The sequence below is a fragment of the Bacteroides sp. An322 genome, from assembly GCF_002161765.1.
Lineage (GTDB): Bacteria > Bacteroidota > Bacteroidia > Bacteroidales > Bacteroidaceae > Phocaeicola > Phocaeicola merdavium.
Genome location: NZ_NFIN01000003.1, coordinates 77,167 through 92,569, shown reverse-complemented (window position 1 = coordinate 92,569; position 15,403 = coordinate 77,167). Strand labels below are relative to the sequence as shown.

At 46.3% G+C, this 15,403-nt stretch carries 10 protein-coding genes; all 10 read left to right on the top strand.

The window, feature by feature from the left end; translation table 11 throughout:
* The first annotated feature begins 4 nt into the window (after positions 1-4).
* The 10 genes from B5F91_RS02365 to B5F91_RS02320 all read left to right on the top strand — a co-directional run bounded on the left by B5F91_RS02365 (position 5) and on the right by B5F91_RS02320 (position 15,255).
* Positions 5-4,546, top strand: coding sequence for a tape measure protein (locus B5F91_RS02365; RefSeq protein WP_087427513.1), 4,542 nt, complete (start codon positions 5-7; stop codon positions 4,544-4,546).
* The gene (locus B5F91_RS02360; protein WP_087427512.1) at positions 4,543-4,962 is read left to right on the top strand and encodes a hypothetical protein; all 420 of its coding nucleotides are present in this window, start codon (positions 4,543-4,545) and stop codon (positions 4,960-4,962) included. Before B5F91_RS02365 ends, B5F91_RS02360 begins: the two co-directional genes overlap by 4 nt.
* Before the next feature lie 159 nt (positions 4,963-5,121).
* Complete coding sequence (locus tag B5F91_RS02355) at positions 5,122-10,983, top strand: collagen-like protein (RefSeq protein WP_087427511.1); 5,862 nt, start codon at positions 5,122-5,124, stop codon at positions 10,981-10,983.
* Between the two features lie 77 nt (positions 10,984-11,060).
* Positions 11,061-11,366 carry a hypothetical protein gene (locus B5F91_RS02350; protein WP_087427510.1) on the top strand — a complete coding sequence of 102 codons (306 nt, stop codon included), beginning with the start codon at positions 11,061-11,063 and terminating at the stop codon, positions 11,364-11,366.
* Between the two features lie 4 nt (positions 11,367-11,370).
* Positions 11,371-11,709: a hypothetical protein gene (locus B5F91_RS02345; RefSeq protein ID WP_087427509.1), complete on the top strand. Its 339-nt coding sequence runs from the start codon at positions 11,371-11,373 to the stop codon at positions 11,707-11,709.
* On the top strand, positions 11,706-12,077 hold the full coding sequence (locus B5F91_RS02340; protein ID WP_087427508.1) for a hypothetical protein: 372 nt from the start codon (positions 11,706-11,708) through the stop codon (positions 12,075-12,077). Before B5F91_RS02345 ends, B5F91_RS02340 begins: the two co-directional genes overlap by 4 nt.
* Before the next feature lie 20 nt (positions 12,078-12,097).
* Entirely contained in the window at positions 12,098-12,394 is a 297-nt protein-coding gene (locus B5F91_RS02335; protein WP_087427507.1) for a hypothetical protein, read from the top strand.
* A 1-nt stretch (position 12,395) separates the two neighbouring features.
* Positions 12,396-12,617: a hypothetical protein gene (locus B5F91_RS02330; RefSeq protein WP_087427506.1), complete on the top strand. Its 222-nt coding sequence runs from the start codon at positions 12,396-12,398 to the stop codon at positions 12,615-12,617.
* A gap of 17 nt (positions 12,618-12,634) precedes the next feature.
* Positions 12,635-12,991 carry a hypothetical protein gene (locus B5F91_RS02325; RefSeq protein ID WP_087427505.1) on the top strand — a complete coding sequence of 119 codons (357 nt, stop codon included), beginning with the start codon at positions 12,635-12,637 and terminating at the stop codon, positions 12,989-12,991.
* A 14-nt stretch (positions 12,992-13,005) separates the two neighbouring features.
* A complete protein-coding gene (locus B5F91_RS02320) occupies positions 13,006-15,255 on the top strand; it encodes a hypothetical protein (RefSeq protein WP_087427504.1) in 2,250 nt (749 codons plus the stop codon).
* Positions 15,256-15,403: the final 148 nt, after the last annotated feature.

Below are 15,403 nucleotides of genomic sequence, written 5' to 3'. Positions count from 1 at the left end.
AAATATGGCAACACTATATTTCAAGGTATCGAGTGACTGGGAACAAGTTGTAAAACTCCGCCAAGAGTGCGAGAAGTTGGAAACCCAACTGAAGAAGATGGACTCAAGGAGTGCTCCAGCGGCTACAAAAACGCTTGAAACGCAACTTGCGTCTACTAAACAACAGATGATGGGGCTGGTAACCGAAGCAGCCAAGGCCGGAGCTGAGATTGAGAATGGCTTCAAGAAGAAAATATATGATGCCTCACTGACGGTGAACGGATTATCCGAAAAGATTATTGCCCAACGGGCTGTCATCAAGGACATAGAGTTTGATGTGAAACGTCTTGGGGACGCTTATCGCACGGCTTTGAAGAATAATCCTATAGGAGCATCCGGCAAGCTGGCAGAATACAACGCTGCCCGCAAGGCACTCGATGAAGAGAAAGCGGCATTGTTTGGATTAACGCAGCAACAAGCTGAAGCTCGGCTTTCGGTGAAAAAGCTTAGGGATGAGTATTCTCTTTACAAACAGGAAGCGGGAGAAACCATCAAAACAAACAACGGGCTTTCTCTGTCGTTGGGAAAGATGCTTGGTATAATCGGCGGAGCTACGGCATTGAAATCATTGGCTTCACAGATTGTCCGTGTCCGTGGAGAGTTCCAGTCTATGCAGACGGCCATTGAAACGATGGTGGGTAAGGATGTAGCCTCTGGGTTGATGACTCAACTGAAAGAGATGGCAAAGATTTCCCCGCTCACACTTACAGACATGGTGAATGCCGAAAAGATGATGCTTGGCTTCAATATCCAAGCGGAAGACACGGTACGATACCTTCAGGCATTGAGCGATATATCAATGGGAGACAGTGTTAAATTCAAGTCTCTTACACTTGCGTTTTCACAAATGTCTGCCGCAGGAAAACTCATGGGGCAGGACTTGAATCAAATGATAAACGCCGGATTCAATCCTCTGCAAATCATCGCTGAAAAGACAGGAAAATCCATCGCAACGCTCAAAGACGAGATGTCAAAAGGAGCCGTTTCTGCCGAGATGGTACAGCAAGCATTTATTGACGCCACCAGCGCAGGAGGTAAGTTCTACCAGATGTCCGAAAACGCCTCAAAGACTATCAACGGACAACTATCCATGATGCAGGATGCCTTGGACAACGCCTTCAACGAAATGGGACAAGCATCTGAGGGGGTAATCATGGAAGGCATACAGCTTACTACAACGCTCATTCAAAATTACGAAACGGTAGGGAAGGTGTTAGTCGGACTTGTCGCCACTTACGGAGCATATCGAACGGCTGTCATGTTGGCTACTATTGCTACAAGCAAACACACCATCGCAGAAGTAGCTTTGACAAATGCGAGGGTTATTGCCCGGAAGGCTCAATTATTGCTTAACGCCGCTATGCTGACCAATCCGTATGTGGCGGTAGCTACGGTGATTACCGGACTGGTGGCAACCATGTGGGCATTGTCTGACAGTACTACAGCGGCTGAAAAGGCTCAGGAAAGGTTCAGCCAAAAATCGTCCGAAATGAAAAATAAGGAAGAAGAACGCAAAAAGAGCCTTGAAAGCCTTATAAGCACCATCAATGACGAAACTACTGCAACCGTAGCGAGAGCGGATGCTTTAAATAAGCTGAAAAGTGAATATCCTGACATTTTCAAAAAATATGTTGACGAAAAAGGGCATATAACCGACCTGATAGAATTATGGAAGGAATACAACGACCAAGCATCCGTATCAAGCCGAGAATCCAAACAAAGGATGGTTGAAAACATTGACGCCCAAATAGCAGTTACGCAAAACAACCTTAATACAGCAAAGGCCAATTCAGATTGGGGAAGTGTAAAGAAATATCGTGAACAGCTTGAATCACTACAGAAGGAACGTGCCAAATGGGTCAAAGAGGTACTGACAGATGTAAACAGAGAACTTTCCGTTAAAGAGGAAGCTCCGAAAACCTATGCAGAGGATTATGAGCAAGCGCGCAAGGACTGGGAGGAAGCAAAGAAAGAATTGGAAAAGATTGAAGCAGACAAGGACAATTTCACCAGCAAGCAATACGAAGATGCCAAGAAGCGGGTAGAAACCACCGAAAAAGCATACAAGAACCTTGGAGGACTTACAGGAACATCCCTAATCAAACAACAAAAGGACGCCGAAAAAAAGAAAGAAAACCAACAGAAAGTATCCGATGAGCTTCTCAGCCTTAGGCAGAAGAATCAAGAACAGGAAACTGCCCTCATGGAGGAAGGCACGGCGAAAAAGCTGAAACAGATAGACGATGACTACGAATCGCAGAAAGCGGAGATAGAGAAAAAGGCGCGGGAACTCGCCGAACTGAACAGAAAATCCGGAATATCAGGCACAAATGCAAACGGACTGACTGCAGAACAGCAAGCCGAAATAGACCGGGCGAACAAACTTAACAATGAAAGCCGCAATAAGCAATCGGATAAGGTATACAAGGCAGAACGCGAAGCCATGCGCAACTACTTGCAGGAATACGGCACGTTCCAGCAGCAGAAACTGGCCATAGCCGAAGAATATGCGGAAAAGATAGCGAAAGCCCAGAGCGAAGGTGAAAGGATAACACTGGAGAAGCAACGAGATGCAGCCATTGCTCAAGTAAATACCAATGCGCTGAAAATGGACATAGACTGGGCCACTGCTTTCAGCGAGTTGGACGGAACTTTCTCGGAAGTCATAAAGCCGGTTCTTGATAAGATAAAGGAGTATGCCAAGACCGAAGAGTTCAGGAGACTTGACGCTTCCGACCAGCAAAGCGTAATCAAGGCCATATCACGCATGGAAGAATCGGTCGGAGGTCTTGGAAAGGTCAAGTTCAGCGATCTTGGGAAGCAGGTTGATACGCTCCGACAGAATGTCCTTGACCTCAATTCCGCCAAGGAGGAAGAAGCCGAAGCCGTGGAGAAGCTGCAGAATGCTCAGGAAGATTATGAAAAGGCTCTGAAAGACGGGACGCAGGAACAGATTGACATTTCCAAGCTTGCCCTTGACGATGCGCAGAACAAGGCGGATGCCGCGTCAAAGAACGTAGAAAACCAGCAGAACATTGTCAGAAACAGCAGCAACCAGCTGAACAGTACCGTAACGACACTTGACGCAAAACTGAAAAACGTGACGCAGGGATTCCAGCAGCTTTCTTCCGGGGGGCTGTCCAACCTTTATCAGGGAATCACGAAACTCGTCAAGGGATTCGGAGGAACTGCTGAAAAATTGGGAGATGTAGAGTTTATTGGCGCAATATTCTCCGCGCTTGACGCTTTGAAAGAAGGCATCAGCCCAATTGTAGAAGACGTTATAGGGAATGTGTTCGGAGTGCTGAACAATACTGTTTCAGACATATTTTCCGGCGATATATTCGTGTCCCTGTTCGATTCTCTCCGTGACGGAATCGGAGGATTTTGGGACGCAATCACTTTCGGAGGTTTCTCTTCATGGACCGACGGCAATGCCAAGGAGGTGAACGACACAATCAACAGGCTCACGGAAAGGAACGAAGCGTTGCAGGGAAGTATCGACGCGTTGAACGATACCATCAAGCAGGGACGCGGAACAATTTCCGTTGAAGCGTCAAGACAGGCATACGAATACCAGAAGGAACAGAACCGGAACTATCTTGACATGGCACGGGCACAGGCTGGGTACCACAACTCGCACCATTCATGGCAGTATTACATGGGATGGTCGCAGGACTGGATAGACTGGATCCGTGAAAATATAGACGAAACGTTTTCAGGCACCGATTCCCTATGGTCATGGACTCCCGAACAGATGCAGATGCTGAAAAGCAATGTGGAAATATGGACCGCAATGCAGAATGCCGGTGAAGGAGGATATGGAGGACGTGTAACGGAAAAGCTGGATGCCTACATAAAACAGGCGGGCAAACTGGAAGACATCACGAATGACCTGTATGAAGGTCTTACACAGATTTCATTCGATTCTATGTACAGCAGCTTCATAGACAGCCTCATGGACATGAAGTATGATGCGGAAGCGGCTGCAGACGATATATCCGAGTACTTCATGCGCGCGATGCTTTCCAACAAAATAGGCGAAATGTACTATGACAAGCTGGAAGGATGGTGGAAGAAGTTCGGAGAATCAATGGAAGACAACGAGCTTTCGGAATCGGAAAGGAATGCCCTTGCGAACGAATACATGAAATATGTCAACGAGGCATTGAACCTCCGTGACCAGCTTGCGGCGGCTACGGGATATGACAAGATAGGCGAAGAGGCCAAGGAACGGCAGTCCGCATCTTCCGGAGGATACGAGACCATGACGCAAGACCAGGCATCGGAGCTTAACGGAAGATTTACAGCACTCAACGAAAGCTCGCTCAGGCAGGAGGCAATCCAGCAGGGAATCAGCGATATTGCCGACGATATGCGTAACATCATCGCCCAATCGTACATTGAACTGCAACAGATAAGTGAAAATACCGGGGATTCTGCAAAGTACCTGAAGGACATAAAGGCGGACATTTCCATTGTCAAACAGAATACATCAAGAATATGACAGGAGAACTATTCATAAACGAAAAGGACGCATACACCACATGGGGCGTGAACATGAGCGAAGGGTTCCTTGACGCGATAGACGCGCCTCTTCCCATGAAAGAATATGTGGAGGACGAGAGCAGGCTGGAGGACGGCATAAGGATAGACACGGGCAACCCGAAAGTGGACTCACGGGAGATAACGCTCGGGTTCACCATCATGGGGTCGTCGGAGACGGAATACCGGAGCAAGAAGGCGGCGTTCCAGACGGAGCTGCAGAAGGGGGCTTTCACCATACGCATACCGGCTCTCGGCACGCAGAAGTACAAGATGGTGTATACCGGAAAGAGCATATCCTACGGTCTCAGCAGGAGGCGTGACTTCGGACATTTCACGATGAAGTGCACGGAGCCGAACCCTGCCGACAGGGAATAACGAACAATCCCTCCATTGTTTCGTATCGGAAGTGAAGATTCTCGCGTTTAAGGATCCGTTTGGCGAACTTTGGGAAAGATTTTTCACCAACGGGCTGTGGTGAAAACAGGGGATGTGGAATCTCCACAACCCTATGAAGATTATAGATAACTTCGAAGCATGGCAACACAGGCTAAAATCGACATAAAATCCGCAGGCGGAACCACCCTGCTCTCCACTTCAATCAACGAGGGAGCCAAAGGCTACTACAGCCTGATGCAGCACGACTACATCGTGCTCCCGTTCAAGCTGCGCACGCCTATTGATTTCAAGATAGGCTCGTACGTGGACTTGCGGGGCGTGTTCGATGATGCGCTGGGCGGCAAGCTGGCGAAGATGTATTACGTGACGGAGCTTCAAAACCCGTCATACAACACGTCTACCGGCGCGTACGAGTACCAGCTCAGGCTGAACGCATACTACTGGCTGTGGAACAACTTCATCTTCAAGTACACTCCCGAATCGACAGCCGGAGAAGCGTCATGGAGCCTTACCGCCCCGCTTGACGTGCAGCTTGGAGTGTTCCTCCGCAACCTTTCCGAACTGGGGTTCACGTACAACGGCGTCCCCTACGAATACAGCATAGATTCCACAGTAGAGAACAAGGCGGTGGCGATGACGTACGACAACACACGCCTGTTGGACGCCCTGTTTTCGATGGGCGGCGAGAACGCATGGGACTGCGACGTGTGGGTCACGGAGAACGTGATTCACTTCGGACGTTGCGAGCACGGCGATGCGGTGAAGATTGAAATCGGCGTGGAAGCATCGGACATGACACGGAACGAGAGCAAAGGCACGTTCGCCACCCGTATCTATGCGTTCGGCTCCGACCGCAACATACCTGAGAACTATAGGGAAACCAACAATCCTGACCTTACTGTCAACGGCATAGTCCAGAAACGGCTGATGATGCCGGAGGATACCCCGTACATAGACGCTTACCCGGACATGCACCCCTTTGAGGTGGTAGAAGCCGTGGTTGTCTTCGATGATGTCTATCCTAAACGTATAGGCACGCTTTCGGACGTTAAACCCGTAGACAGAGCCATTGAGGGTGAAGGCGGAGAACAGACCGGGACATTCAAGGCTTATCAATATAAGGACACGGGACTGACGTTCGATGAGAAGTACATACTTGAAGGCAAGGAGCTTCGCATTGTATTCCAGTCGGGCAAGCTGAACGGGCTGGACTTCGGGGTGATATTCGAGCCGGAAGGTACGGCGGAAGGAAGCCAGATATGGGAAATAGAAGCCAACGAGGACTACGGCAGAAGACTTCCCGATGAGGTGATGAAGCCGGAGGACGGAGACAAGTATATCCTCTACGGATTCAATATCAAGATGGTGTCAGACCTGTATATCCCCGAAGCGCAACAGGAGTTAAAAGAGCACGCACAGAAGTACGTTGACAAGACCAAGGTGGATGACGGTACATACACCGTCACTCTGCGATGGAGCTGGGTAAAGGAGGACATGATAAGCCGCACGTTCGATGTAGGTCAGAAAATAAACCTTGTAAACCCCGGCTTCTTCGGGGAGGAAGGCCGCATATCACGTGTGATAGGCTGGGAAATGTGCCTTGACATTCCTTATGACAACCCTGTATACACCATTGGCGAGAGTGCGCAATATTCGCGCCTGAACGAGATTGAGGACAAGGTGGATTCGCTCACGTTCAACGGTCAGACCTATCAGGGAACGGGAGGAGGGTCAGGAGTTTATGTTATCAAGACCAACGATTCAACTCCGGCATCGGACACGAATGTGTTCTCTGCGTTGCGTTCATTGGCTACATTCCTCCGAAAGGACAAGGAAGACAGTACCAACTACCTGCTCCGCATGCTGGGTGGCGCGCATTTCTTCCCGTTTGTTCAGGGCATGATAGGCGGAAGCGGGGCGGCTTTCTACAAGAATGCTGCTGGTAAGACCTATATGGAGGCGGACGGGGCTTATCTGCGTGACGAACTGGTTGTGCCGAAGATTACGTTCAACTGCATTGATGTCATTTCGGGCGATAAGGCGAACACCTTCGCTTTCGGTACAATCAAGTCAGTGGATACAGATAACAAGACCGCTGAACTGGACTTGCTGGAAGACCAGACAGGTACATTGCACGTGGATGACATCTGCCGTGGCGTGTTCCATAACCTTGACGGAGGCAACCAGCAGGATGATATGGAGGATGATAACGGGTTCTACGGATATGCCGGATTCTCCACTTCTTACTTCACGCCTACTGAAATTATTACGAACGAGCCGGGTAGAATGGTGTTCCGTTACGCCTTGCAGGCAGGCACGTCGGTACATCCGATGAAGGGCATGAACTTCTTCGCCTACGGCAACTTCACCGACAAGACACGCCAGTCGATAACCTACGAGACACGATATTACACGCGTCGGTTGAAGGACGTGAACACGTGGGTGATAGACCCCACAAAGAATATATCCATGCAGGACGGGCTGCTCGAAGGGCTTACTATTGGCGGCATGGTGATGCACGGCTACGGCACATTCCAAGAGAACTGCTACTTTACGGGCGTGAACATCCAGTTCACTCCGGACACCGAAGAAGCGTTGAAAGGACAAGACGCTTATAATGTATCACTGTCCTCTTATGAACGCACCGTGAAAGTTGATGAGAATTTGGTCACTTCCGAGTTTACAATTTCAACACACATACAGGCGTTTAAAGGCGAGACGGAATTGCTATACTCAACGAGCGTTGAGCCGGGCAAATACATAGCTTCCCTGAATGCGCATGGATGTACGGCTCATATTGATGCCGGTTCTGTTATAATCGATTCAATTACGGACTACAACGGGTGCTACGTTGACATAGAAGTGAATTGTGAGGGGAACGTTGTCTTCGACAAGCGTTTCTCGGTTTCCATCATCCGTGACGGGGCGGACGCCTATACCATAGACCTTGACAACGAAATGGCTTCCGTAGCCTGCGACACCGAAGGCAACGTGACCGCAGGACTGCCGGTAACTTCGGGCGTGGCGTTCTACAAGGGCACGAAGTCGCTTGCCATCTCCAGCGTGGTGACGGATGCCCCCGAAGGGGTAACGTGCAGCGTGGACGGAGAGACGCACGTGCTGTCGGTCTCCGCCGTCGGCAAGGACGTGGCGGAGAGTTTCGGCATTACGGTGACGGTAACGGCTGACGATGACGGCATGCCGGTGACGAGAAGCACGGTGATGACCGTACTGAAGATGAAAGCCGGGGAGAACGCCACGCTGTACAGGCTGGTTCCGAGCGTGAATGTCGTCAAGATAGACAAGGAAGGCAATTATTCCGAATCCTACGTGGCTTGTTCTGCCAGCAGGATAAACGGCAAGGAAATGGAAACCCTGTCCGCGCTTCCCGAAGGGTTTACGATGACGGTGCGCAAGGACGGGCTGGCGGAAACCGCCTATTCGCTGAACGATGACATCGTGACCGGCGGGATTGTGCGGTCGGTCGAGTTCCGGCTGAAAAAGGGCGATGTCCTGATTGATGCGGAAACCGTCCCTTTCGTGGCTGACGGACTAGACGGGCTAGGCTCAATAACACTTGACCTCGATAACGAAATGGCGTCCGTGGCGTGTGATGCGGAAGGAAAAGTAACCGCAGGACTTCCGATTGTATCTACTGCAAGCCTATATTATGGAACAGAGAAACTAGTGTTAGATTCATTGGACGTAGACCCGCCCGCAGGAGTGACACAGGTAAGCGTAAATAAAGGGACTGGGCAGATTACTATAAAAGCTATAGCTAGTTATGCGCCAGACGTGATTAGCGTACCTGTAACTTGTTCTGGCACATATAACGGACAGAGTTATGAACGAACAGCCTACATAAAGATAAACAAGGTCAAGCCGGGTGCTAACGGAGAGAATGCGGTAATATATAGTCTTGTTGTGGAGCCGTCCGCAATAAAGGTGGATAAGAATGGAGATTTATCTGCATCTTCCGTGTCTTGTAACGTAAAGAAGACAGACGGTAATAGCTCGTCTGTGATTGAATCGCTGCCTGAAGGGTATTCCATACGTATGTACATAGACGGTGAGTCCATTGGCATATATACCAAATTGCCTGTAACTACAAGCGTGAATAATGCGATGCAGTCGGTAGGTTTCCAGCTTATAAAAGGCTCGGAAATTATGGACGAAGAAACCGTTCCTGTAGTCCATGACGGACTAGACGGGCTAGGCTCAGTAACGCTTGACCTTGATAATGAAATGGCTTCCGTTGCGTGTGATGCAGAAGGAAATGTAGTAAACGGGCTGCCCATCACAGTGAACTTCTCCATGTACTTCGGTACGGAGGAGATGGAGATTACTTCGATTACAAATAGCCATGTAACCGGAGTGGGTGTTACAAATAGTGCATCGGGGTCAAGGTCTACAATTACAAGCATTAGCAGTTCCGCACCGGATACTATCGAATTGGAATATAATGTAAAAGGAACGCATGAAGGGAACACGTACGAACGTAAGGCGGTATTCAGGATATTGAAGATACAAGCCGGGGAAAATGGGAAAGACGGGGAAAACGCCGTCATCTACCAGCTTATGCCTTCGCTGAACGTCATCAAAGTGAACAAGAACGGCATTTATGTCAATTCTTCCATTTCCTGTGGCGTGACAAAGAATGACGGAGGTACTGTTTCGACGGTGACTGTTTTGCCTTCCGGCATGACAATGGCATACAAAAGGGACAACAGTAGTTCAGAAACTCAGATAGGTCCCGGAGACTCCATAAGCACAACTAGCGTGTCATCTAAAATGACATTTAAACTATACAAAGACAATGTTCTGGCAGATATGGAAACGGTGCCTGTAGTGAAGGACGGTCAAGACGGGCAGGACGGCAGACCGGGTTCTGACGGCAGACCGGGTTCTGACGGAGCGGACGGAAAGCAGGGCATACAGGGTTGCGTGATACGCACATCCATTTGGACTACCGGGCGAGAATACCGGAATGATAGTGCTATTAACGATGACTCTGTAATCCGGTATATTGACGTGGCAATGGTTCGGAATAACAGCTATTCGACCGGATGGCGGGCATACCTATGCTTAAGAACTCATACTTCATCTTCGAGCATAGGCGTAAGCAACACTACTTACTGGTTAGAGTTCTCGCAGAACGTCACGGCGATACTTACAGACCTTATAATTGCGAAAAATGCGCAGTTGCAGTTCATGCAAGGTAATCGGTTGTTGATACAGAAAGATGACGGTACGATTACAGCCGGCATATCTGGAAGCACATCCGGGGATAAGATACGCTTTTGGGCTGGAGCAGAAGAGCCGGACAGCGCGCCTTTCCGTGTAGACGAAGAAGGAAACCTTATTGCACAAAACGGAAGGTTTGAAGGCGTTATTGCCGGAACGCTTGAATCATTAAAGACAGCAGGCGGTGAGATAGATTTAGACGCCGATAAGGCTTGGTTTAATGGCATTGACCTACAGAATCAGGGCACAGTAGACGGAAGACCCCTCAGATTCTACTCAAGCTCAATATGGTGCCGTAATCAGTTCGGAGCATACAGTCGGATAACCGCGCGTGTATTGACTAACTCAGTGTACTACTATCCTAACGGTACAGACAAGGCGAGTACAATATATAATATGACCGCGAAGACATCCACTTCCGGGCAACGTTACTACTCTATCCCGTGTTACGGAGGCTCGGTTGGTACACCTGATAATATTGCAGGTATGCCCGTTGATACGATAGTCTTGTCTAACAGCGGTTCATACTATTATGAACTTGAACTTGGTCCTACGCAACGGGTATTTGTCATTCATGCAAATGACGGTGCTAGTAGTGGATCATACATTTATGTAAATGGACATGCTGTGGCAGTTCAAGGGGGTGGTAGTATAATAGTGCAGGCTATACCATCAGCATGGGTGGAGCCGTCAGTGGCTTCTTCCACTTTGGGTGCAAATCAAATTGTAATCTCGGAGCATGATTTTAATTGGTAAATAAAGATATATGGAGAATATAGACATTTATATAAAACCAAGTGGAAAGTTTAACATAACAGTAGTGGATATTTGATATGGGAGCATTTACAGACAAAATCATCAGTAAGTTCGGTGCGGACAAGGTTCTGCACTTCTTAGGCGGCGCATTGATTTGTGCCGTAGTGTCAATCGTAATGGACGTTCAGGAGGGCATTACAAGCTGGCGGACGCTGCTTGTTCCTTTGGCAGGGCTGATTGTCGCCTTGTTTGCGGCATGGGTAAAGGAGCGGTTTTTTGATTCTTCTGTCGACAAGAAGGACCTTTTGGCTACCGTGCTGGGCTTTGTCCCTGTATGGCTGGCTTTTGCCATTGGCACATTGTTTAATTATTTATCGGAGTGAGGGTATGAAGATAGTAAGGAACAACATCATCCCCTTCAAGGGGTACAAGGCAATTAACATTTTCGGCATCCTGTTCGTAAGGGGTGACGCAGTGATAAGCAGTATAGACATCAACCACGAGGCTATACACACCGAGCAGATGAAGGAAACGCTGTACGTGTTCTTCTACCTATGGTACGTCATCGAGTGGCTTGTAAGGCTGGTGATGTACCGGAACGCACACACGGCATACCGGAACATATCGTTCGAGCGTGAGGCGTACATGAACCAAGGGAGCATGAGCTACCTGCAAGTCAGAGGGCGTTACGCTTGGTTCATGTACCTGAAAGGAGGTGCTGAATGAATGATTTTCAAACAGTGGTGACCATCATCAGCTCGCTGGTGTCTTCCGTAGCGCTTCCGCTTCTTGGAGTTTTCCTTTTCTATGACTCCAAGAAGCGCAAGGCGAATGCCGAGGCACGCCGGGCGGAAATGGAAAATCTGACGGGGTATGCCGATGAATGGAAAGCTCTTTACGAGCAGCGGGACAAGCGGGTGGACGAGCTGAATGCCAAGATAGACCAGCTCTATAAGGAGAAGGAGGAAGACCGGCAACGCATACGCGAACTGCAGGAGAAAAATACGACACTTGCCCTTGAGAACACTTCACTCCGTATCAAGGAGTGTCAGGTGAAAGGATGCAAAGGCCGTGTTCCGCCAAGTGATTATTAATTTTAAAGGAGGGAAATATTATGGCAACATTGAATTTTACGAAGAACGGGGACAAATGGGTAGCTGAATCCACAGTGAACAAGGACTATATCCTCCACGTAGAAAGGGCAAGTGGAGGATCTTTCTCCATTTATCAGCGCAGCACTTCCAGCGGTCAGTACAAGGCGTGCTCCCCTCTGCCTGCTTCAATAGTGTATGATGCGGGGCAGGTGATTGACTACGCCTTCGGGCACGGTGTATATCCGAGCGGAGGCATACACCTGCGTTTCGAAAGCGGTAGTGAGGTGACAATGGCCGAGATAAACGAGGGGGCTTGACATGGCACGGGAAGGACTTAACATGGAGGACCTGAACGCATCGAGGCTGAACATCGTGGTGCTTAATTACACGATGCTCAATGCATCCATCGAGGTGAGGGACACGGGTGTAATCACCCCTTCCCCATCGGAAGACGTGTATATATTGGAGAATGCCATCCTGTTGGATACGACTGATACCGTTCTTCTGACAGAGGACGGGACACCGATAGTTTATAACTGATTAAAAAATGATTGATTATGGCAGAGATAAAGATACAAGGAGAGACGATAAACCAGCGCCCCGAAAAAACACAGTTGGATGGGACGGAAGCGTTATTGTTGCAAGACACAGAAGGGACGAAACATGTAAAGGCGTCTACGCTTAAAACGTTCGTGCAGCCGGAGTTGTCGGGATATGCTACCAAAAACGAAGTGAACGAAAAGGTAAGCACCGAGACGTACAATTCGGACAAGGCTACATTTGCCACGAAGACTGAATTAGGTACTAAATTAGACATTTCAACATACAACTCTGATAAAGAAAGTTTCGCCACAAAGGAAATGTTGGATAATACAACACAGATTGTAAAAGAAACAGACGAAGTAGTAATTTAAAAAAAATATCAGATATGGCAAAAAAGAATATAGTATATAGAAAAAACCCCTCTACTGGAGAAATAGAATACCCAGTAACATCAAGCGCAGCAGTCGGTATGTCTGACGGTAGTGGAAATCTTGACAATAAACTTTCCAAGCTAGAAGATTATATCAACGAATTACAAATTCTTGAATATGAAAAGATGTCGGATATTCGCCTGATAGATATAAAATCTTTTCAATCAAGCAATACATTGGCAAAAGGAGTTGTTACTACTCAGTCTAATTCAGGCATTTATTTCCGTTTTAATGATTATATAGATGAAACTTTTAAAAATTCCCACGTAGATGATGAGTATGTGATACTGTCTGTAGTGAGGTTTAATAATGTTTCTGCTGATAAAAGTAGACTGAATTTACTTTTTTCTGGCGATTTAACTCAAACGATTTTTAAAAAGAGTGATAGCTATGCTTATATTGCTTATTCTATTAAAGCATCAGATACTCTACAAACAGTTCAGTTCGGAATCTTTAACAATAATGTTGGAGATGTATTTGAAGTATTATATTTGAATATAATTCCCGCAGAATTGATATACGATAATATATATGATGACATATTTAAAGGGTATGGTATTAATACAAAAGGCAAAAAGATAGAAGAAATAGAAAATTCCATACCAGAGTCTACAGAAAGTGAAGAGCAATCCGCTGTTACTGAATTTGAAAATTTATGTGAAGATGTTACGAAGACAGATATATCTGGACAGGTTACAATGAGTAGCTTGAAATATGTACAAGGTACATTGACTGTCACGAATCAAACATCAGGTGGATTTTCTTATATAAACTTAACAGATTATGTAAATATTGAAAACAACAATAAATATGTTATCATAGCACGTTTAAATGTCAAGTCATTAAGCGGAACATTTACTTGCCTAAATACTGAAATTAATCAGACTGGTATTATTACAGTAGAAAAGGAAGTAACGCCAAACGGGAGCAATATTGTTTTCATTTTGGATATTATAAATACTTCAGGAGCAGCATTAAATGCTGAGATACAAGTATTGTCATACATTGTATTAAGTGCAGAAACGAAGAATTATCAACCTGCTTACAATGATATATTAGAGGGTAAAAAACCAGCACAATCAAGTATTGATGGGTCTAAGGCTTTATATTTTATAGAAAATTCTATACCTACAGGCAATAAAATTATAAAATGGAAGCATTGCGGAGATTCGTTAGCAAATAGCTTGTATTATGGAATACTAAGCGGAATACAAGATGGTTCCCAATCTATTGACTTGCAATATGACGGATATTATTTTGATACAAATTCATTTGGGCATGGCGGCGGAACAATTGATGCTATCGCTTCAGATATACTGAATAATGGTAATTTCCCAAACAATCCAGGCTCTTACGATTATAATAGAGATAATGACATAGTATCAGCGATGGTTGGCTCTAATGATTTTTATAGAATAAACAATCCAAAGTATGAGGGTTATTCTATAACTAAATTGGGAGATTGGGAAGATATTAACAACTTCGGAGAATTGGGTGCATCTGTCGGTAGTGAAACCATAATTCAAAGGTATGTTAATCTATGCAGAATTTTACAGTATAAATACCCGAACAAAATAATATGCCTTATTGGTATTCCCGAAGGAGACCTATTCTTAGATGGAGGTCTTAGCTATGATAAAACATTCTATCGCAGTGCTTTTAATGAGTGTGCACGAAAGGCGTGTATGGTGACTGGAGTGCATTTCATTGACATAACTGGGTGTGGTATATCCGCTCAAAATATGACTGGATATAATAACCTTTATGTTAAAGATACTATTACTAAAGGATATGTTTTAGACGAAAATGGCTCTGAAGTGGCAGAAGAAGGGGCATACTACACGGACTTTATTCAGGTCGATAATAATAAGACTTATAGGAGTACTAGTTTTACAAAGAATGTAGCACTTTACAATGCTAATAAATCTTTCATTAAAAGTCATATTGACATCACAAACACTTATGTTTCTCACCCTACACTTGCTCAACTCACAGAAGACACTAAATATATAAGAGTGTCAGTACATCCAGGTAGTGAAGATGTAGACGGCACTGTGATAGAAGCAAGCGAAAATATTTGGATAGCAGACGGTGAATATGCTACAATGTGTGACCGTACACATCCTGAACAATTAGGATGGAAGTTGATGCTAAAAGTAATTCTAAAGCAATTGGTTCAAATATACAAATCTTTTAACTCGTAGAATATCAAACAAATTTTATAATGAAAACATCAAAGATAAAAAGTGGAACTAATACTATTAAAGTTCCCAAAGACACAAAGTATTGAGATTGTAGAATAACTCGGAAAGTTTAAACAAAAAAAGGAAAGGGAGGCGAAAACAAGAAGGT

What these genes read in the sequence shown, in the direction of transcription:
- B5F91_RS02360 (WP_087427512.1), top strand. Translation starts at nt 4,543, where the DNA reads ATGACAGGAGAACTATTCATAAACGAAAAGGACGCATACACCACATGG.
- B5F91_RS02350 (WP_087427510.1), top strand. Translation starts at nt 11,061, where the DNA reads ATGGGAGCATTTACAGACAAAATCATCAGTAAGTTCGGTGCGGACAAG.
- B5F91_RS02345 (WP_087427509.1), top strand. Translation starts at nt 11,371, where the DNA reads ATGAAGATAGTAAGGAACAACATCATCCCCTTCAAGGGGTACAAGGCA.
- B5F91_RS02355 (WP_087427511.1), top strand. Translation starts at nt 5,122, where the DNA reads ATGGCAACACAGGCTAAAATCGACATAAAATCCGCAGGCGGAACCACC.
- B5F91_RS02335 (WP_087427507.1), top strand. Translation starts at nt 12,098, where the DNA reads ATGGCAACATTGAATTTTACGAAGAACGGGGACAAATGGGTAGCTGAA.
- B5F91_RS02320 (WP_087427504.1), top strand. Translation starts at nt 13,006, where the DNA reads ATGGCAAAAAAGAATATAGTATATAGAAAAAACCCCTCTACTGGAGAA.
- B5F91_RS02330 (WP_087427506.1), top strand. Translation starts at nt 12,396, where the DNA reads ATGGCACGGGAAGGACTTAACATGGAGGACCTGAACGCATCGAGGCTG.
- B5F91_RS02325 (WP_087427505.1), top strand. Translation starts at nt 12,635, where the DNA reads ATGGCAGAGATAAAGATACAAGGAGAGACGATAAACCAGCGCCCCGAA.
- B5F91_RS02365 (WP_087427513.1), top strand. Translation starts at nt 5, where the DNA reads ATGGCAACACTATATTTCAAGGTATCGAGTGACTGGGAACAAGTTGTA.
- B5F91_RS02340 (WP_087427508.1), top strand. Translation starts at nt 11,706, where the DNA reads ATGAATGATTTTCAAACAGTGGTGACCATCATCAGCTCGCTGGTGTCT.